Genomic DNA, 20,852 nt, shown 5'->3' with positions numbered 1-20,852 from the left:
AGCAAACCATCATACAATTAACCCAAATCTCATTTTTAGCCACTCCCCCTTAATTAAAAGGGCAATCAAAGTTGGGAGGGAATTCAACGGAAATAACAAAGCTATTACAAATTGTTATTAGGGACGTTTGCGAAAAAATCCCCCTTTACACCTTTTCAAGGAGTGAATTGCATGACCAAATAAACCAAATTTTTCAGGCAAGAATATAGATCGAACTCAGATTAATAGGATATCCGTATCCTTTTTCTGCTTTAGTGCCTTGACTTTAAACTTTAGCTTCGCATCAGAGATTGGGAATACCTGTTTTGGTGATTGCTGCTTTTCTTGCCAAGTTTAAAAATCAGGCATTCTATTGAAGGATTACTTTTCTTTACCATCCTTTGAACGGTTTAACCTATTCTTTATGTTCTGAAGACAGCTTTGCCTACTTGTGTGACTAATGTCATACTTCAAGCTAATTTTTGATCGTAGTTTTATGCTATCATTTAATAAACTGAAATCTACTATGAAAATAGAACAAATTTATACCGGTTGTTTGGCTCAAGGGGCTTATTATTTAGAATCTAATGGTGAAGCTGCTATAATAGACCCATTGAGAGAAGTCCAACCATATATCGACAAAGCGAACAAAAACGGAGCTAAGATTAAATATATTTTCGAAACACATTTTCACGCTGATTTTGTTTCCGGACATATTGATCTTGCAAGGAAAACCAACGCATCAATTGTCTTTGGACCAACGGATATGGAATTGGGCTTTGAAGCTACAGTAGCGAAGGATCAACAAGAATTTATCCTTGGAAATAGTAAAATCCGGGTGATTCATACACCAGGACATACCATGGAAAGTTCTGTTTTTCTATTGATCAACGAGCAAGACAAACCAGAAGCATTGTTTACTGGAGACACCCTGTTTATTGGAGATGTTGGCCGACCAGATCTTGCCCAAAAGGTAGTTGCGGATCTTACTCAGGAAAAACTTGCGGGTTATTTATATGATTCCTTAAGAGAGAAGATATTACCATTGCCAGATGATTTAATCGTCTATCCTGCACATGGTGCTGGAAGTGCCTGTGGTAAAAACATGAGCAAGGAGACACAGGATACATTGGGTAACCAAAAGAAAACCAATTATGCCTTGCAGGAGATGTCTAAGGAATCCTTTACCACTCAGGTTTTAAGTGGATTGACTCCTCCTCCAGCCTATTTTCCTCAAAATGTGATGATGAACATAAAGGGATATGACAGCATAGACGATGTTTTGGAAAGAGGACAAGAGGCACTTTCCCCTGAGGATTTTGAATACTTAGCCAATCAGACTGGAGCTATAGTTTTGGATACAAGAAGCCCTGAAGTTTTTGCAAAGGCTTTTATTCCTAATGCCATTAATATAGGTATTGATGGAAGCTTCGCTGTCTGGGTAGGAAGCCTAATCCCTGATGTAAAGCAGGAATTGCTAATCGTTGCTGATTCAGGTAGAGAAGAGGAAGTTATTACCAGATTGGCCAGGGTAGGTTACGATCATGCTTTAGGCTTTCTAAAAGGTGGAATTAGCGCTTGGATAGATGCTGGAAAAGAAATAGATGTTATTCCATCCATAGATGTTAATGAACTCAAAGAGCTATCCATTTCCAATCCTGAAAATCTCATTTTGGATGTTAGAAAGGCGAGCGAACATTTCAGCGAACATGTCAATGGATCGATCAATATTCCGCTTGATTACATCAACGATAAAATGAACGAAATTGATAAAGACAAAACCTATATGGTTCATTGTGCTGGAGGATATCGTTCCATGATATTTTGTTCCGTACTTAGGGCCAGAGGCTACGATAACTTGATAAATGTGAAAGGTGGCTTTGGTGCCATTAAATCATCTGAAAAGTTCTCGGTAAGTGATTATGTTTGTCCTACCACCATGGTATAAGATTGAAAATTAACTCTACCTGATAATAGTTATCTACAATGATTTAACACAGTCCGATTATTGGGAGTCCCGATTGTATTTGTAACCTACTTTCGGGACACCAGGGCTTAATCATTGGTTTATTTTGCCCTTTGAGTGCTTATTACCCAAATCTAATTGCCCAAAATTACCAATTGTATCCTTAATATTTGGTGTCTATGAGATACCTACGTGTAATTTAGATTTGTGAATAGGACATAAATCCATAAAAAGTTATTGTATAACACAGTATCATTTGAAAAAAATAAATTTATAATAATGAATGAATTCTTGAATTGGCTTAGTCAACCCTGGCCTTGGTACATTGCAGGGCCTATGATTGGTTTAACAGTGCCCATACTCTTACTATTGGGGAACAGGTCCTTTGGTATCTCATCCTCTCTAAGACATATATGTGCGGTCTGTGTTCCAGCCAAAATCCCTTTCTTCCAATACAATTGGAAAGAAGAAGCTTGGAACTTAATGTTTGTGTTAGGTATACTACTGGGGGGTGTCATTGCTGCAATGTTTCTATCGAATCCAGAGACGATTGTAATTGCAGAAAGTACCCAGAGCGATTTGAAAGCACTTGGATTAACAAATTTTGAAAATTTATTACCAGCTGAAATATTTAGTTGGGATAATTTGTTCACCCTTAAAGGTTTGTTTTTCTTCGTAATCGGTGGTTTTTTGGTTGGATTTGGTACCAGGTATGCGGGTGGATGTACCTCAGGTCATGCCATTATGGGAATTAGTAACCTTCAATGGCCATCAGTTGTAGCTACAATGTTTTTTATGATTGGAGGATTGGTAATGACCCATTTGATTTTGCCCTTCATCATGAATTGGGTAGGCTTTTGATATAATGAACGATTCAAATAAAAATATATAAGCATGTTATTAAAAGAAAATGACACGGTAGCGGTAGATAAAAACATAAATTTAACGGCTAATGTGAAACAAGGAGAAACTGGATTGTCCTTATTGAAATACCTTTTCGTAGGAATTGTATTTGGGATAATTTTTGTGAAGGGAGAAATTATTTCCTGGTTTAGGATTCAGGAAATGTTCAGGTTTCAATCCTTTTTTATGTATGGAGTAATAGGCTCTGCCATTCTTGTTGGAATGGTTTCCATTCAATTGATAAAAAGGTTTTCAATTAAGACGATCAATGGACAAGCCATTAAAATAGCTGATAAAAAATTCAATAAAGGACAGATATATGGAGGCTTTATTTTTGGATTAGGTTGGGCCATTACTGGTGCTTGCCCCGGTCCATTATTTGCCCAGATAGGCACAGGTTTTACGGTAGTGATTGTTACTTTTTTGAGTGCAGTTGCCGGAACCTGGGTTTATGGTAGGTTTGCTGATAAGTTGCCAAAGTAATCAACTGGATTATTTTCAATTCTATTTGCGAAAAAGCAAAAATAGAGAGGAGGGTTATTCGCTATTTAATCCGGTGAAGCCTCCTCATCTACCAATTCTCTCAAGTCTACCGGGACCACTCTGGAAACGCCTGTTTCTATCATGGTAATGCCGTAGATTATATCGGTGCTGGCCATGGTGCGCTTATTATGGGTGACGATTATAAATTGCGATTCACTTGAGAATTTCTGAATGATCTGGTTGAATTTATCAATATTGGCATCGTCTAAGGGCGCATCTACCTCATCAAAGATACAAAATGGTGCAGGCTTTAGCAGGTAGATGGAAAATAACAAGGAAGTAGCTGTCAACGTTTTTTCACCACCTGATAGTTGATTGATGGACAAAGGGCGTTTTCCCTTTGGCTTCGCAATGATTTCGATACTACTTTCTAAGGGCATGTCAGGGTCTGTCAACTTTAGATCGCAATCATCTTCTTCGGTAAACAAAGAGCGGAAAACTTTCACGAAGTTGATTTTTATCTTCTCAAAAGCGTCAATAAAAGTTTCTTTTGCCACCTGATCAATTTCTTTAATAGTGGACATTAATGATTCCTTCGCTTTGATCAGGTCATCTTTTTGAGAAGTAATGAAGGTATGACGTTCTTTAATTTCGTCATAAGCTTCCATTGCCATTGGGTTGATGGGGCCTATTTTTTCTAGTTTTGATTTTGATTTTTGGACTTCCTCCCTCAAGGTACTTTCAGTTTTAGAAGCATGTTCTTCTTCTAACTCTGGGTTGTCCTCCATGATTTGATCCAGGTCCAGCTCAAATTCTACGCTCAATCTTTCTTTTATCCCGTTAAGCTTAAGGTTTATTTCATTTGCTGACTGCTTAAGGTCCATTAATAAATTGTCCGACTGCTCTTTTTTTCGTTGGATTTCTCTAATGGTCTTCTCCACTTCATCTATTTCTCCTCTTGAAGAATAATATTCTTTTTCAGCTTCATTTACGCCGGATTCAATGCGCTCCTTTTCTCCATAGAGTTCTATTAGCTCATCATCCTTTACCTCATTGTTGTCGATTAGGGATTTTATTTCTTGTTCAGTTTGCCCCATTTCACCCTGGGCCTTTTCAATTCGCTGTTTACTGCTTTCGTAAGTACTTTGTTTGAAACTAATTTCCTGTGCTATACTTTGAAGTTTGTTTAATTGTTGATGGTAAAGAATATTTTCTTCATTGTATTGAGAAGATTTGTACGATAGCTCTTCTGAAGCTTCCTGTAAGTCGGTATTTATGTTGTTTATTTCTTCCTCCAGGTACTCAAAGGCTTCTTTTTGTTCCTTTAATAAAGGTCCTAATTTTTCCAGTTCCTCTGTAAGACTGAATATTTTCTCTTCAATGTCCTCTTTTTTATTGGCGTTTGAGGTAAGCATTTCGGCCAACTGTTCCTTTTTGGTTTTGATCGAAACAAAGTCTTGATTCAATTCATTGACAATTGCTTGTTTTTCCTCTATCGCTTGTTTGAAATTAATAGCTTTTAATTTCGACAGTTCAGCTGTTTTTTTATCGAGGTTGGCCCTGGTTTCGTTTATCTTTTTTTGTAAGACTTTAATGTCTTTGTCCAGCTTTTCAAGGTTCTTTGCCCTACCTATCCGTTTGCCCTCAAATAAGCCTACTGATCCCCCGGAAATGGTAAACTTTCGATCGATAAATTTCCCGCTTTCTGTTATAAATATTCCTTCCTGAGTTTTTGGAACCTGATGAAGGTCTCCTGCAAATATGTAAACATCGTCTAATAAATAAGCCACCAAAGGAGCATATTTCGCATCATATTCTATTATTCCGGTTGCCGCTGTCGCATCTGGAAAAAGTTTGTTTTGGCTTGCCCTAAATTTTTCAAATCTTTCTAGGACAAAGAAATGAGCTTTTCCTTTCCCTGAATCGCTCAAAAGTTTTACTGCGGCAATGGCCTCCAAATCATTGTCAACTACATAATAATTCATGTAGTTTTCTAAAAAGTTTTCTATGGTAACCCTGTATTTTTCATCAGTAGTGATGATGTCTGAAAGCAATGGCATGTTTTTGCCCCACTGACTGTTTTTTCTCAAAAACTTAATGGCCTCTGGAAAACCTTCAAGGTTATCAACCAAGGATTTGGTAAGTTGGTATTCATTGCTCTTGGCATCTAGCTTACGGTTAATTTGTGTAAGCTCTTCCCTTATCAATTCCTGCATTCTGCTGGTTTCTTCCTGCTTGGCCAGGTGCGCAGCTTCTTCACTTTTGAGGTCTTCAAAAGCTTTATTTTCTTTGTCTAATTGGGTTTTAATTAGCTGAAGTTTTTCCTCAAATCCTGCAAGATTTTCTATTTGACTATTGTCATCAGTAGCTGTTTTTTCCAACTCCTGCTTAATTGTAGTAAGTTGTATTTGCTTAATTTCCTGACTTTTTGACAACTGGTACATTTCGTCCCGCTTGCGAGCAAAAGTACTTTGCATTACCTTTTGCTTTTCTAGTGACGCATTATGCATTGCCTTTTTTTCCTCGTAAACTGCTTTTAATTCATTTACGGTAAGTTCTTTTTCATTGGTAAGTTTTTCTGAAATTCTTTGTTCCTGTTCCAGTGATTTTATACTGAATCCTGCTCTTTCATTGCTTTTTTTATCCTGTTCAATTTGCTCTCGAAGTTGATGAGATTTGTCCTGCAGGAACCGTAGCCTTTCATTTTTTATTTTTTTATCACTTTCAAATTGACGAATTTTATGGACATGTTCATTTAAGGCTTTTTGCCTACTTCCCAGTAGCTTTTCCTTATTGATCATTTCTGTTTTAAGGTTCTCCAAAAAGGCATCCTTATTCGCTAATGTTGCATGGAGCTGTACTTTTTGATCATTTTCGGCTTCCAGCTTTTTGTTTATATTTATAAGGGTATCACGTTGATCATAGACTCCTTTTTTAGCAAGGGCGATGCTGGCAGATTTGTAATCTTTCTTTATTTCAAAATATCTGGTAGCCTGTCTTGCCTGTTTTTCTAATGATTTTAAGTTTTTTTCGATTTCAAATAACAGGTCCTCAACTCTATCCAGGTCTCCATCTGTGTCTCCAAGTTTTTTAAGCGTTTCTTTTTTCCGGGTCTTAAATTTTGAAATACCGGCGGCTTCCTCGAATAATTCTCTTCTGGAATTGTTTTTGTCATTGAGCAATTCATCGATCATTTTTAATTCTATTATAGCATAGCTATTAGAATTAATCCCGGTGTCCATGAATAGGTTTGTAATGTCTTTTAGCCTACAGGTTATACCATTCAATAAATATTCACTTTCTCCAGAGCGGTAATAACGTCTGGTAATCGTGACATGCGTATATTCAGTGGGGAGAAGGTTTTTGGTGTTTTCAAAGGTCAGTGAAACCTCGGCCATATTGAGTTGCTTTCTATTTTTTGTGCCATTAAAGATGACATTTTCCATCTTGTCAGAACGCAACATTCTGGTTTTCTGCTCACCAAGTACCCACCGGATTGCGTCTACTACATTCGATTTCCCACAACCATTTGGGCCCACTATCCCAGTGATACCTTTGTCAAAATGGATCATTACTTTGTCGCCAAAACTTTTAAAACCTCTAATTTCTAATTTGGTGAGTTGCATGTAGTAGATTTAAACCTAAACAAATTTAACCTAATCCATTCAATTTTCAAACGGGTAAAAAATTGAGCTTAAAATTGTCACCTCTATATAAAAGTTTAGCCGATTTATGAGGTCAGTTAGTCTGAGTTTTTGGTTTCTGGTGGGGGCTGCTTGTTTAAATCAGGTTTTTTGGACTTTTTAATCTATAAAACGTTTAAAAATATAGTAAGCTGATGATGTAGAAACAATCAATATTTTTTTGTATCAAAACCACTTATTGACCTAAAGGTGAAGTTCATAATTAATAGGCTTAAAAATAGTGTACTTTATTTCCTATTTTCATCCATTGCCACAATGGAATTGTAATCTAATGACAAGTTTTGTTTATTTGCTTTTTGTATATTGGATTTTGATAGTATAAATAAGAATTATTAATGTGGACTCCTAAAAATACTGCAAAACTTACAATTGATCCATTGGGTTTTGTTTCCTGTTTTTTACGTGGTTTTAGAGTGGTAGGGGATGTGTTCACGGAAAATGATCTTAGGGTTGAGGGAGTTGTTCAAGGCAATATCAAAACCATAAAAAAAGTTGTTATAAGTGAAACAGGCCAAGTAAATGGTGATATAGAAGGTGATGAGGTTGTGATTTTAGGCCAAGTTGTAGGCAGGGTAATTGCTTCAAAAACTATTTTGGTTGGAAGCAAAGGATTGCTTCACGGAACGGCCATTACAAGTGATTTACAGGTGGAATTTGGAGCAGAAGTGGAAGCAAGCATTGAAAAATACAATACGCTTCCCAAAGACATTGCAGTTAAGCAATTAGGAGAGATAAAGAAGGTCATCGGTTCAGCAAAAAAGGTCTTAGAACCCAAAGAGAAAGCACTTATTTCGACAGTTGCAATCCAAAATTGATAATCACTATAACCAGCACTCATTTTTAACTTTTCTATTGTATTGGTTTTTTAAATTAGTCTAAAGTCCCAGTTTTTTCTTTTTCCGATTTGAGATGCCTCCATTTCCTAAAATAACTGTTATAGCCTCTTGTGTTGAGGTATAATTTGCCTTATGCCTAATCAATTTGCTGTATCTATCCCAATGGTTTGATTGATGTTAATTTTCCAATGTAACGTTTGAGTTTGCGAAGTTTTGTTCAGACAATACCATTTTAGAAGCTAACTCTACGATATTTTCAAGACATTTATTTTTATTTTCATCTCCGTTTAGAATCGATTGTGTATTACCTGTTTTATCGATAAAATATATTGGGTTATCAGTTAATATCTCTTTCGAAAGTATTTCTTCCAGGTTTTTTTTCACCTCATTTTTGGGAAGGTAATAGATTGGGAAAATCAAATAATCTTCCATGTGTGAATTGAGCCAATTAACTGAAAATAAGTGCTCTTCAAAAGAATTTTTATTAAATCCTATAAGATGGTAGTTTAACTTCTTTAGTTGCTTTAAGGCCAATTCAAATTTATTCCGACCTTCATTGCTTTTTGGAATTAATTCTGAAGGATTAGTATAAATAATAATTCTTTTATTTTCGATTAATGACTTTAAATTGACATTTCCATAGCGTGTTTTTACCATAACATTTGGAAAAGCAATGTTTTTGTCGAGTAGCGTGTTGGATATAAGATTCGTTTTCATGGTAGTGTCTGGTTTTATAATAACTGTATGCTTTCTTTAAACATTATTATAATTTAAGGAAAATAAATTTAATTATTAATAGAAAAATTAAAAATTTATCAGTAATTGACCAAAGTCATGTTTTGGGTTAACTTTAATCAGGATAATTATAGTTTTAGTATAAAATTCCCGCGAATTATTTCGCTGTAATTTTTTAAAAACCATTAAACCTTAATATTTGATACCTATCAAAAAAATACCTTCATACCGGATTATTTTTGTAAATTTATTTTTAAATCAGAAGGTAGGTTCATGGACGGTAGTACAGTATTCTATATTATTGCAGTAATCATCTATTTTATATATACCTCTTTTGCGAAAAAGAAAGCAGACAATGAGGGAGCTGAAATGGATGAAAATGAAAATGCTCCAAATCAAGGTCCTTCCTTTGAAGAACTCTTGCGTGAAATTCGGAAAGATCAGCATCAGACAGCGCCAGAGGAAATCGAGGAAGAATGGGTTGACTCAATTCCGACACGGGAATACCAGGAGCTAAAAGCCAATGAAGAAGTTACTGAAGAAAAGAAACCTTACGAAAAAGAGAAAGAGTTTATCAGTGCTTATCGTGACGTGAGGCAGCCTTTGGTGAAACTGGATGATCAGGTGGAAATTGAAAATGACAAAAAACTTCTGGGGGAGGTAGTTGATGTTGCTGGAGAGTACCCAAGCGGAAACAAGTATGCGAGTCTTTTGAAAAATCCTGAAACATTAAAAGAAGCCGTCATATTGACTGAAATCTTTAATAGAAGACATTTTTAGATTTACGCAGATAGAATCAATTCATAATAAAACTTCGCAGAAATACACATATGATCCATCGTTGGTTTAAATCTTTGGGCCCTGGACTAATTACAGCCGCTTTGGTTTTTGGTCCTGGTAGTCTTACAATTACCTCTAAATTGGGAGCTGTTTATGGCTTCAATTTGCTTTGGGTAATAATTTTAGCAGCACTGCTAATGTTAACCTTTACAGGAATGGGGGCAAGGATAGGATTGGCTTCAGAATATTCACTTATCACCTTATTTAGAAATAAGTGGGGAAAAATCGCTGCCTTACTTGCAGGAATTAGTGTGTTTTTTGTTACCGCCGCCTTTCAGGCAGGAAATACCGTAGGTGCTGGCTTAGCCTTGTCCGAATCGCTGGGGCAGACCAATGGTTTATGGATTGTCGTCATTTCCTTAATGGCCATTTCGCTGCTGTTTTTTAAGTCCTTCTATAAAATTTTAGAAAAAGTAATGATGTTGATGGTTGGGATCATGTTGATCTCCTTCCTTTTCACCCTTATTTTAGCTCCACCCGCTTGGGCTGAGGTATTGGCAGGATTGAACCCAAGTATTCCCAAAGGGTCCTTTATATTGGTAATCGCCTTGGTCGCTTCGAGTTTTTCTATTGCAGGTGCTTTCTACCAATCTTATTTGGTGCAGGAGAAAGGGTGGAAAAAAGAGGAATCCAAGGATGCTTTGCGAGAAAGTTATACAGGAATAGTCATTCTAGGCCTAATTTCTTCCATGATTATGATCAGTGCTGCTACTATTTTGTATCCGAAAGGAGTAACAGTCACATCGGCTGGTGATATTGGAATGGCACTTGAGCCCGTTTATGGTAAATTTTCCTTTATGGTGTTTATGGTAGGCTTATTTGGCGCTTCATTTTCCTCTTTACTTGGCAATGCAAGTATTGGAGGTACACTGCTATCTGATTCCCTCTCCTTAGGAAGAAATTTAAATAGTACTCCGGTAAAGGTATTGATATCTCTTATTATAATAATAGGTGCGGCTATAGCATTAATATTTGGGAGACTTCCGTTGGAATTAATTGTATTCGCCCAGGGGATTACCATTTTTGCAGTGCCTTTTATAGGATTAGGCTTGTTTTTGATTGGTAACGATACCAATATTATGGGAGCTTTGAAAAACAATACCTTCACCAATGTAGTTGCAATCATTGGCTTATTGGTGCTTTTCACCTTGGCTTTTAGTAACGCTTACTCCTTGTTTTATGCATAAAATTAGCCCTATCCCGACCGTTTAATACTTGGTCGAACGAAAATGGATAATTTATTACACCACTAAAATTTACTATTAAATCAATGAAATCTATACAAGAGTTAGAAGAAATTCTTAGCAAGCCTACAGCCGATCTGGTGGAGGACATAAAGAAAATTAATGGAGACATTCTTATATTAGGTGTTGCTGGTAAAATGGGTCCAAGTCTGGCCAAGCTTGCAAGTAGAGCATTTAAAGATGCAGGCATAAATAAAAAAGTAATAGGTGTCTCCCGGTTTTCTGATCCCAAATTGAGGACAGATCTTGAGAATCATGGCGTAACTTGTATTGCCGCAGATTTATTGGATGATGAGGCATTGCAAGCATTACCAGAAGCCGAAAATGTCATTTATATGGCTGGTAAAAAGTTTGGTACTACAGGACAGGAGCATTCCACCTGGGCGATGAATGCCTACTTACCTGGCAGGGTAGCTACAAAGTACAAAAAATCCAAAATTGTAGTGTTTTCCAGTGGGAATATTTACCCCTTCGTCCACTATGCATCAGGCGGAGCTTTGGAAGAAACGCCACCAGAGCCAATAGGTGAATATGCACAATCATGTCTCGGAAGGGAGCGGGTTTTTGAATATTTTAGTCATCAATACAACATTCCAATGTTGATGTATAGGCTGAATTATGCCATAGACATGCGCTATGGTAATCTATTGGAAATCTGTAAAATGGTAAATACCGAAAAACCAATCAATTTAAGGAGTGGCCATATGAACGTTATCTGGCAAGGCGACGCAAATGAGATTGCAATTCGTTCTTTGCTACATACCACAAGTCCTCCCAAAATACTTAATGTAACTGGTCCTGAAACAATAAGTATCAAGCAGGTGGCAGAAAAATTTGGTCAGTTATTGAATAAGAAACCAGTGTTTATCAACGAACCTGAACCCAATGTTTTGCTGAACAATGCCTCTCTTTGCCACCAGCTTTTTGGATACCCAACTGTATCCCTGCTGACTATGATCGAGATGACTGCTCAATGGGTGCAGCAAGACGGAGAAACGTTGAATAAACCAACCCATTTCCAGGAAAGAGAAGGAAAATTTTAATTATAAAATAATGAGTGAATTAAATCCCGCTATCAAGCAATTATTACATGATGGGGCTGTTATACCTGCCCATCCATTGGCTTTAAATGCAGAAAGAAAACTTGATGAGAAACACCAACGGGCGCTTTCTCGTTATTACATCGCCTCAGGAGCAGGAGGAATAGCTGTTGGAGTACACAGCACGCAATTTGAGATTAGGGAAAAGAAGTACGGACTCTTTGAGCCGGTACTAAGAATGGCCATGGAAGAGGTTAAGGCAGCTGCTATAAAGAGACCTTTCGCAATGGTAGCCGGAATAGTAGGTGATACTGATCAGGCAGTAGCAGAAGCTTCTTTAGCAAAAGACTTGGGTTATGATCTAGGTTTGTTAAGCGCAGGAGGGTTAGGAGACTGGTCGGAAAAGGACTTGATAAAAAGGGCTGAAAAAGTGGCTGAGGTTATTCCAATTTTCGGTTTTTATCTTCAACCTTCCGCAGGCGGCCGTTTATTAAGTTATGATTTTTGGAAAGATTTTGCAGACATACCTAATGTTCAGGCAATAAAAATGGCGCCCTTCAACAGGTACCAGTCTTTGGATGTGGTAAGGGCAGTATGTTCTTCTAGCCGACATGAAGAGATAGCCATGTACACTGGCAATGATGACAATATAGTAGCAGACCTGCTTACTCCTTTTACTTTTGTGGTGGATGGCAAAAAAGTCACCAAAAGAGTCGCAGGTGGATTGCTTGGTCATTGGGCTGTATGGACTACCAAAGCTGTTGCTCTAATGAAAAGAGTAAAGGAATGTAGAGACAATGACCTCTCAGGTATGGAAGAATTGCTTGAATTGGGTGTGCAAATCACAGACTCAAATGCTGTTATCTTCGATCCAAAGCATCAATTCAAAGGATGTATTCCTGGTATTCATGAAATATTGAGACGTCAGGGATTGCTAGAGGGCACTTGGTGCCTCAACCCTGGTGAAGTATTATCACCTGGTCAATCAGAAGAAATTGATCGCGTATACAAGGCTTATCCATGGTTGAATGACGATGAGTTTGTTAAGAACAACCTCAAGAAATTCCTGTCTTAAGGATGCACTAGGGTTCTAGAAAATATTCAAAGAAATTGTATATGATTTCATTGGATGCTGGGTTTGGAGAATGATCAGGGCGATTACTCATGCCTACTCTATCTGTTTTACCATAAAATGCATTTGCCTTGATGCTATAATTCAAAGGAACCCAACGATTCTCCCCGTCCTCTGCACCACCCGAAACCAAAAATGGGCGGGGAGCCATCAATACGTGAAGTTCATGGAGATCTTTACCTTCCTTTAAGAGCTGAGGGTACAAACCTCTGGCAGGATTTTCTGCCGTTGGAAGGCCTCTCTCTCTTCTAGGACTTGGATGATATCCCAGGTACCAAGGCTCCCAGTAATTGATGCTAGGTCTTCTTTGTTCAAAAACGATTCCTGGATCCGACCAGACTGCGGCAGCAAAATTCTCAAACAAGCAAGAAGCAAACATTGCCCATTTGCCTCCGTAGCTATGACCCATAATCCCTATTTTTTCCTTATCCACTTCCGGCATGTCGGCCAACAAATACCATGCATTTGCAGCGGCATAAGCAAGTAGGGAAAGTGGTTGAACTGTTGCGCTATCAATATGGGGATAGTACAGGGAATAAGTATTGTTATTAGACGTTTCTGTTGTCCCAATGGAGAGGGTGACAAACCCTCTTCTGACCAATTGTAAGGCAAAATCCCTGTCAGGTTTTCCTTCCCCAATGGCTGTTTCAGGTTCGTAATATACCGTGACTACCGCAGGTAGGTTATTGGCCTTATGCGGCATCAATAAATAGCCTTCGGTCATTTGACCAGGTATCCATTCAAAACGGATTCTTTTTTTGATATGATCTGGTTGGTTGATCGTTTCCAGGATTTCAAAATTAGGGTCAACAATTAAATCTGGCCATTCACCCATACGGGTATGCCATGATTTAAGAATTTCCACTCTTCTTTTCTTCCAATCTTCTAAATTGCTTACGCGGGTATTGTCTTCAAAAATAAAAGGATCCTTATAATCCCCTTTTACCCCTTTGTATTGATCGGGTACTGTGAAATAGGGTGCTAGATCTTTCCAGTCAATTTTTTTTCTGAGATGGTTTTGATTGATTTCTCCATCTCCCTCTTTATTAATAATGCTCCAATTTGATTGATGTCCAATTTTTACCAAAGTTGAATCATTGAAACCTTCTGCATGTGAGGTTGTAATATTTAAACCAATGAAGGTAAATAAGAAGAAGGAAAAATATTTGACAGGCATTTCTTAGAAATAATTTTGTTTATTTAAAGGTAAGAATTTCAATTCTTAAAGCCTTTAAAAAACGATGTTTTTACTATCCGAATTACGGCCCAGATTAGTGAAAAGTGATTTTTTTACCGCTGAAACAATATTTTATAAAAGGGTTGACGATAAATGCAGAATTGGCCTATATTGCGGTTTTTACTACAATTAAACTCAATTTATGTTTCGGTTCTGGCTTTTAATATTGATTTCTGCTGTTTTCACTTCTTGTAACCTTACCTCAAAAGATAAAATCCATGTTGTAGGCCCTGAAAATAGTGATCTAATACACTGGTTAGAAGGAGAGGGCTATACATTTGAGTTTCATTCTGAAATAATGCCTGCCATAGATAATATGGAGAAGGGAGCCACTTTAATGGTGCTTTCAACAGAATATCCTAAAAAAAGAGTCGCTGTACCAGAGGGCTTCTTTACTGCGGTTCAACAAAAGGAGATCAAGTATTACCTGGAATTTCCTGAAGATTTTGAAGGCCTGGAAAGCAAGGGTGAAGTTTTGAAGACAAGGCTTGAAAGAGCAGTGGTGGTATCTGATGAATTTGGTGCTGAGTTGAGTCGTATGAAAATATTAGGCATTAATGATTGTCATGTTATATCGGCAGACATTAGTGACCCTTTGCTAGTGGTTGCTAAAGTTGCAGGCCTTGACAGTGCCGTGTATGGATTAGAGGGTGTGCCAGCCTATCCACTGTTATTTAAAAAAGACCAGGGTTTTATCGCCCTCAGTAAGTTGTCAGATTTTGCTAAAGGAAGATTTGGGCCTGAAGCCCACTGGAAAGTTTTGTGGTCCCATATAATATCAGAACTTACCGGAGATAGTGCCTTTAGCTTCGATTCATGGCCTCGAATACTTGAACCAGCTTTCAATGCTACCGAAACTTTGTCACGGACCGATAAAATGAATAGTGTTAGAAACGGGGTAGATTGGTTTGAAAAAGGGAAATTCTATATCGCTCCAGACTGGAAGGATTATTGGTTGAAATACCAGGGTGACGGAACCAATCCTATTGGTCCGCGAGTTCCCGAAAAGTACGCTGCAGGGGATGGAACTGAAGGTTTATTGGAGGGCCATTCTTCAAATGTGTTTTATGATGGCAGCCAGCAATACCGCTACTGGATCAGGGCAGATGTCCAGGGAGAAGGCGCTTATGCATTGGCCGCCGCCGCCAATCTTTTGGAGGAGCCTTCTTATAATATTCCTGCAACAAATTTAGTTGAGTATTTGTTTAGAGAAAATCTTACCAATGGGCCGCGTAATAATCCTGATTCTGCTGCTTATGGTCTAATAGGTTGGTCAAACACACATCCTTTTGTTTATTATGGAGATGATAACGCCCGAGCAATTCTAGGAGTGATAGGTGCAATGGCACACATGCAAAAAGAAGACTGGAATGAAGAAATGGTTGAAGCAATACTGGGCAACTTCAGGACTACAGGGAAAAATGGTTTTAGGAGCAACCGGTTAAACAATACCAATCTTCACCAATTGGGATGGAAGCACTACTGGAATCAAGAGACCATTAACCCAGCGCCCCATTTTGAATCCTGGATGTGGGCAAATTATTTGTGGTTATATGATAAAACCGGATATGAACCTTTACTATCAAAAGCTAAAAAAGGGATTGAAATCACCATGGACAGCTATCCAGATGAATGGCTGTGGACCAACGGTATTCAGCAGGAGCGGGCAAGGATGATTCTACCTCTGGCCTGGTTGGTCAAGGTAGAGGATACTCCTGAACACCGGGAATGGCTAGACAGAATTGTAAGCAAGCTTTTGGAAAATCAAGTTGAAAGTGGCGCCATTAGAGAAGAGTTAGGAGGAGCAGACAAGGGCAGGTATGGCCGAACTTCCTCCAACCAGGAGTATGGTTTACATGAGGCACCTTTAATATTTGAAAATGGTGACCCTATTGCTGACATGTTGTATACCAGTAATTTCGCCTTTTTTAGCCTTAATGAAGCTGCTCATGCTACTAATAATCCGAAATATTTTGAAGCCTTAGAGAAACTATCTGATTTTATGACAAGGATACAGGTGAAAAGTGAGACGATAAAAGACCTTGATGGCGCTTGGTATAGGGCTTTCGACTATGATCGATGGGAGTATTGGGCCTCTAATGCAGATTCAGGATGGGGCGCCTGGGGAACACTCACGGGATGGACCCAAAGTTGGATAGTGGCCACTCAGGTTTTGGTATTACAAGACCAAAGTTATTGGGAGTTAACCAAGAACTCTAAAATTTCTGATAGCTTCGACGAGAAGTCCTCTTTGATGCTGGAGGAATACAAGTAGCGACTGGCTTGGATTCTTTTGATTGAACTATTTTCAGGTAAAGGTCTGGAAAGGCTTTTGTGAATTTTATTGGGTAATGCTTTTATAAAAATAATATTACTCTGTATAAACAGGATAAAAAAATGATTTGCCAAATGAAGATTAAAACAAAGGTTGCTATGCCTTATTCTTCATTTGGCTTGATTTTTCTTTACTATCAATCTAAAGCTTCTTGATTTTTATATTGCGAAAAAAGACCTTGTCACCATGATCAGTGATTAAAATATGACCTTCTTCAAGCTCTCCATAGTTTTTATCATCTTTAAATTTATTGGCTGCCTTTTTCTTTAGGTAGTCTTTGTTTCCCCTGTTGTAGCTCACTAACTTTTTTCCATTTAGCCAGTGACTTACTTTTCTTCCCTTGGCCACTATTTTGCCCTCATTCCATTCCCCATGAGGGTTTAGCTGCTTGTTTTTAGGCGGGTAGAATAGATAGGCAGCACCAGTAGAAGTCGTTCCATTGGGATCGTCTTTTACTCCTTTATAATTATAATCGTCGATAATTTGATATTCAGGACCATTTACCATCATTTTTCCTGTTTTCTCATTGTAAATGGTGTCCACAAAATACTTAATTCCACTATTGGCCTTTTCAGTTAGGTTAAATTCAAAAACCAGTTCAAAGTCACTGTATTTTTTCTTGGTGATAATATCTCCACCACCTTTACCTTCCATAAAGAGCAGTCCATCTTCTATTTTCCATCCTTTTATTGGGGATGAAGGGGCATTTTTTGATACCCATTTTTCTAAGGAACTTCCATCAAATAAGACCTCATATGCTGTGGATTGTGCCAATAACTCAAGGGGGATGAAGGTACTTAGGAGCAGGGTTATTGCTATAGCGAAGCTTCTAAAAGTGATTTTTTTCATAATATTTTTGCGACGAAAGCTTTTTATTTTGCGGGTTGAATGGCTAATTTAGTTGCCAGCTCATCAAATGCAGTTAGTATTTGATTCTCTAATCCAGATTTCCATTTGCTTGGCAGACCATATACCATTTGTGCAGTATGTCCTTCATATCCACCTTCTTTTAGGATAACTTCGGTTGGTATATAACTCATTACGTCATTTGAATAGGTCATTACAAATATATCAGGACCATATTTCGCTTTGAGTTTATTGGCATATCCTACAGTTACCTCACCTCCCATTGTGAAAATGGGCTGGTTACCAATTTTTATGATTTGTACTGGGAAGGGATAAGAGGATGGGAGGGGATTTCCGGCTTCAATTTCCCTTTGCATTCGTTCTGCCCATCTTTTCATGTAGCCACTTTGTTCGTTGATTATCTTGTTAAGTTCTGCCTTGCTAGGGGCATCTTCTAAGCCAAGGTCTATTTCGGTATAAGCGGTTCCCAGTTCCGCTTCCAAAGGTTTCATGTCTTCAGAAAGAACCCTTTCTACTGTGGCTGCCAACACTGTACCGTATTGTTTTGCCAAAGGGAGTGTTCTTCTTGGAAGTGGGTTTTGATCACCACCAGCTCCCTGGAAAAACATAGCCATTGCTCCCGGGTAATTTTTTTCTACTACCTCCTGCGCATAGCCCGGATAATCCCCAGACCATTGGTAACCACTCAATACGGTAGGGTGGCAAGCATAGCCAAATAATACAGTGGTGATTTGATCATTTTCATCCAATACTTTTATCACAGGTACAGCATGATCCATTGGGCCATTCAAATCTGTTGAAAGATGAACTTCGCTCTCCTTATTGTTTCTTCTATTGACCTGAAATCTGGCCGTACCATTATTGGAATATATTTTGGAGGGTTTCATTTTCGAAAGTGCCTTTCCAATGCTTTTTACGATTTCTTCCTGCAAGTTATCGGTGTATGCTTCCACCTCATTTCTTTGCTGAGAATTCATCGGGTAAATATCAAATAATGATTTCCCAAGTACAGGTGCAGAATGCGTATGACTACTGTTCAAAACAATTTGAGACTTTTGAAGTCCAAACTGCTTAATGGCTGAATTTCGTATTCCGTCAGACAAATTCTTAGGTAAACCTAAAAGATCTGAAGTAACGATTACTGTCTGATAACCTTTTGCATCTTCCAGTGCCAATACTTTGACCCATAGTTCTCCATATTTTCCTTCTGAGGTATGGTCCCTATGACCATAACCAGCCATCCATAAAGAAGACTTTGGGGTAATGTTGATTTTATCTGTTCCGGTTTTCCAGTTAGTTGTTTTTTGAGCAAAGCCTTGAATACTGGTAGATACAAATACAAACAGTAAGGCTGTAATTAAGATTTGTTGATGAGATAAAATGAAGCTTTTCATGATCTGATGGATAAGTTAGTGGTTTGCTTATTTTATATTTAAAGTCCAATCTATAGCGTTTTTCAGGAATTGGATGTAATAGGGATGGGTAAAGTCCGTAGGATACCCAATAGAGGTATAGAATACCCTGGATTTTCCAAATTTTCTCGAATAGGCTACAGGCATTGTTTTTCCATCGGAAGTACCCTTTAATATTACTTTTGCCTTTTTGTCAAGGCTGTTTCCAATTAAATAGAGGTTACCCTGACTTTCCCATTCTCCTTCCGGAATACCTTTTAGTAATCCTTTTCCGGGTTTTTGTGCGGCCACTACATGAGTAGGCTCCCGTGCTGCTCCGTAACCCTTGTTCTCATGTCCTAAAACCTCAGGAACAAAATCTTTCCAGTCCTCAAATCCTGAAGGTATTTCACCTTCTCTGACGGAAAATGCATGATTGGCTGTTCTTATGCCAAGGACCGGCTTGCCTGCAGCAATGTAATCTTTTATCAGTTGCATCTGATCGGTAGAAAGTGCCACCCTTCTTAAGAAAAATACCAACAGATCACTGTCCATATTTTCTTCTAATTCAGGGAGCTTAAACTCATTTCTTTCGCCTTCACCTAAAATCACTTTTGTCTCGAATCCACTTTCTTTTGCCAGTTTCATAGCAAAATAAGGGATGGTGAGATCAGCTTCGTAATTGTCCGGATCCTTGCTGATGAGGAAGGTTATTTTTTTATTTTTGTTCTCCTTAATCGTTTTTTTTTTCTTGATGACTTTGCCGTACACCTTAAGTTGGTAGTCCTTATATGTTGTATACCTTCCTGTTAACCACAAAACGATTTCTCTGTTATCGTCTGCCAAAACAATGGGCCTGATATTGTTCTCTTTTGAATTAAAGGTTACGGGAGTAAATCTCCAAGGGCTTTCTTTATCAAGTCTTTCTCCCCTGAAAATTTCTCGTCTTCTTTCACCGTCTACAAGAATAGGGTCACCTGTTTCTGGGTGAACATCCCCAGAGAAGTAAAGAATGTTTTTGTCTTTTGGATTTAGGCTAATTAAACCTGTGTATTCATTTTCGTCAGGATATAAGCGACTTCCTGCATAAGCTATTTCATTTTCAACCCATTTTCCATTATCCCACATAGCATAATGGTATCTGTTGTCAAATCCACCTTTGGAAACATTAATTCTCTCTCCTCTGGATACTGGATCTTTGGCTACAGTAAAAACAATATAAGGTATGCCCTGATCATCCAATTGGATATCACTCGTCCATCCCACATCTTCACGGGTTTCAAGATCACCGTCAAATACCATGGTGAAATCGGAAGGTTTAAACTTGCTGTTTTCCGTTGTGCTCAATGGCCCTACTAGGGTTCCATCAGATTGGTACGCATTTCCATTTTCTATATACCCATGGTATATATTGTTATTCATATGTCTTGGATGTCCATCTGTGGTTATAAAATGTACGCGGTTCTTCCCATCTGAAGCATACCTCAAGTAAGATCTTCCTTCAAATTCAAAAAGCCTTCCGCCAAATGTCCAGCTTTCCCCCAAGTCTTTGGAAACAAGATAATGAGGGTTGTTGCCATTGCCTCTAAAGAAGTTATAGGTTAAATCAGCGTCTTCAAGGTAATAGGTGTTTGAATAACAAACTTTCCCATTGGCAGTAAAGGTTGCCTCATCCGTCCATTCACTTATATCATAAGGATTGACAGTGGTTCTGTACCTAATAAGTTCGTCATAGGTGTGTCCGGAATAAACAGTTAGAATTTTACCATCAGGTCTTAACATGAGTGAGCCAACGTTGTGATCATCGGCAGGCAGGGAGCCTTCGGTAACTATGGTAGTTTGGGAACTGTTATCATCCAAATTCCATTCATTTACCGTATTGTATCCTTTGGAGGTTACCCCCGTGAAAATTACTTTGTTATCGATTAATAGTGCCCTCTCATCCTGAAACCAACACCAGCTACCATCTTCGGCTATTTCTACTGGTTGATAAGGGTCAATGTTTTTCCCCCCTAAATTCTGAGAATAGGTATTCGTAAACTGGAGCAGTATAATGATTAGTGTAAAAAAGAATTTTTTCGAATGCGTGATCATATTATAAATTGGATTGAGGGATAAATCTTACAATAACCCAATTTAAGACATGGAATTCATTCTTTC

15 protein-coding genes are annotated in these 20,852 nt (G+C 38.1%); 9 read left to right on the top strand and 6 right to left on the bottom strand.

All coding sequences use genetic code 11. The features are described from left to right. Nucleotides 1-505 precede the first annotated feature (505 nt). The 3 genes from AC0L7T_RS20040 to AC0L7T_RS20030 all read left to right on the top strand — a co-directional run bounded on the left by AC0L7T_RS20040 (nt 506) and on the right by AC0L7T_RS20030 (nt 3,331). Nucleotides 506-1,927 carry an MBL fold metallo-hydrolase gene (locus AC0L7T_RS20040; RefSeq protein ID WP_473337864.1) on the top strand — a complete coding sequence of 474 codons (1,422 nt, stop codon included), beginning with the start codon at nt 506-508 and terminating at the stop codon, nt 1,925-1,927. A gap of 297 nt (nt 1,928-2,224) precedes the next feature. Continuing rightward, on the top strand, nt 2,225-2,806 hold the full coding sequence (locus AC0L7T_RS20035) for a YeeE/YedE family protein (protein ID WP_473337862.1): 582 nt from the start codon (nt 2,225-2,227) through the stop codon (nt 2,804-2,806). 33 nt (nt 2,807-2,839) lie between these two features. Beyond that, nucleotides 2,840-3,331, top strand: coding sequence for a DUF6691 family protein (locus AC0L7T_RS20030; protein ID WP_473337860.1), 492 nt, complete (start codon nt 2,840-2,842; stop codon nt 3,329-3,331). A 65-nt stretch (nt 3,332-3,396) separates the two neighbouring features. On the opposite strand, the gene smc is transcribed toward AC0L7T_RS20030, so the two are convergent. Next, nucleotides 3,397-6,957, bottom strand: a complete 3,561-nt coding sequence (gene smc / locus AC0L7T_RS20025) for a chromosome segregation protein SMC (protein ID WP_473337858.1) — start codon at nt 6,955-6,957, stop codon at nt 3,397-3,399. A 413-nt stretch (nt 6,958-7,370) separates the two neighbouring features. Here smc and AC0L7T_RS20020 point away from each other — a divergent pair, with 413 nt between their 5' ends. Beyond that, nucleotides 7,371-7,850 (top strand): bactofilin family protein, encoded by a 480-nt coding sequence (locus AC0L7T_RS20020; protein WP_473337856.1) that lies wholly within the window; start codon nt 7,371-7,373, stop codon nt 7,848-7,850. Nucleotides 7,851-8,048: 198 nt separating this feature from the next. On the opposite strand, the gene AC0L7T_RS20015 is transcribed toward AC0L7T_RS20020, so the two are convergent. Then, nucleotides 8,049-8,588: a hypothetical protein gene (locus tag AC0L7T_RS20015; protein WP_473337855.1), complete on the bottom strand. Its 540-nt coding sequence runs from the start codon at nt 8,586-8,588 to the stop codon at nt 8,049-8,051. Between the two features lie 291 nt (nt 8,589-8,879). Between AC0L7T_RS20015 and AC0L7T_RS20010 the strand changes: the two genes are divergently transcribed. The 4 genes from AC0L7T_RS20010 to AC0L7T_RS19995 all read left to right on the top strand — a co-directional run bounded on the left by AC0L7T_RS20010 (nt 8,880) and on the right by AC0L7T_RS19995 (nt 12,805). Next, nucleotides 8,880-9,386: a hypothetical protein gene (locus tag AC0L7T_RS20010; RefSeq protein WP_473337853.1), complete on the top strand. Its 507-nt coding sequence runs from the start codon at nt 8,880-8,882 to the stop codon at nt 9,384-9,386. Between the two features lie 50 nt (nt 9,387-9,436). Next, nucleotides 9,437-10,633 (top strand): Nramp family divalent metal transporter, encoded by a 1,197-nt coding sequence (locus tag AC0L7T_RS20005; protein ID WP_473337851.1) that lies wholly within the window; start codon nt 9,437-9,439, stop codon nt 10,631-10,633. An 83-nt stretch (nt 10,634-10,716) separates the two neighbouring features. After that, entirely contained in the window at nt 10,717-11,733 is a 1,017-nt protein-coding gene (locus AC0L7T_RS20000; protein ID WP_473337849.1) for an NAD-dependent epimerase/dehydratase family protein, read from the top strand. A gap of 10 nt (nt 11,734-11,743) precedes the next feature. Further along, on the top strand, nt 11,744-12,805 hold the full coding sequence (locus AC0L7T_RS19995) for a dihydrodipicolinate synthase family protein (protein WP_473337847.1): 1,062 nt from the start codon (nt 11,744-11,746) through the stop codon (nt 12,803-12,805). A gap of 7 nt (nt 12,806-12,812) precedes the next feature. Here the strand turns inward: AC0L7T_RS19995 and AC0L7T_RS19990 are convergent, their stop codons facing one another. After that, nucleotides 12,813-14,039, bottom strand: coding sequence for an alpha/beta hydrolase family protein (locus tag AC0L7T_RS19990; protein WP_473337846.1), 1,227 nt, complete (start codon nt 14,037-14,039; stop codon nt 12,813-12,815). 202 nt (nt 14,040-14,241) lie between these two features. On the opposite strand from AC0L7T_RS19990, the gene AC0L7T_RS19985 reads away from it, so the two are divergent. Next, nucleotides 14,242-16,374: a hypothetical protein gene (locus AC0L7T_RS19985; RefSeq protein ID WP_473337844.1), complete on the top strand. Its 2,133-nt coding sequence runs from the start codon at nt 14,242-14,244 to the stop codon at nt 16,372-16,374. Nucleotides 16,375-16,575: 201 nt separating this feature from the next. Here AC0L7T_RS19985 and AC0L7T_RS19980 read toward each other — a convergent pair whose 3' ends face one another. The 3 genes from AC0L7T_RS19980 to AC0L7T_RS19970 are packed head-to-tail and all read right to left on the bottom strand — an operon-like array spanning nt 16,576 to nt 20,786. Further along, nucleotides 16,576-17,283: a 3-keto-disaccharide hydrolase gene (locus tag AC0L7T_RS19980; protein ID WP_473337842.1), complete on the bottom strand. Its 708-nt coding sequence runs from the start codon at nt 17,281-17,283 to the stop codon at nt 16,576-16,578. Between the two features lie 23 nt (nt 17,284-17,306). After that, nucleotides 17,307-18,695 (bottom strand): neutral/alkaline non-lysosomal ceramidase N-terminal domain-containing protein, encoded by a 1,389-nt coding sequence (locus AC0L7T_RS19975; protein WP_473337840.1) that lies wholly within the window; start codon nt 18,693-18,695, stop codon nt 17,307-17,309. A gap of 27 nt (nt 18,696-18,722) precedes the next feature. Then, nucleotides 18,723-20,786 (bottom strand): BNR-4 repeat-containing protein, encoded by a 2,064-nt coding sequence (locus tag AC0L7T_RS19970; RefSeq protein WP_473337838.1) that lies wholly within the window; start codon nt 20,784-20,786, stop codon nt 18,723-18,725. Nucleotides 20,787-20,852 lie beyond the last annotated feature (66 nt).

Source organism: Cyclobacterium sp. 10D3-21, from assembly GCF_055809755.1.
Note: the sequence above shows the minus strand (reverse complement) of the source record. Positions and strands in the feature narration are given on the sequence as shown.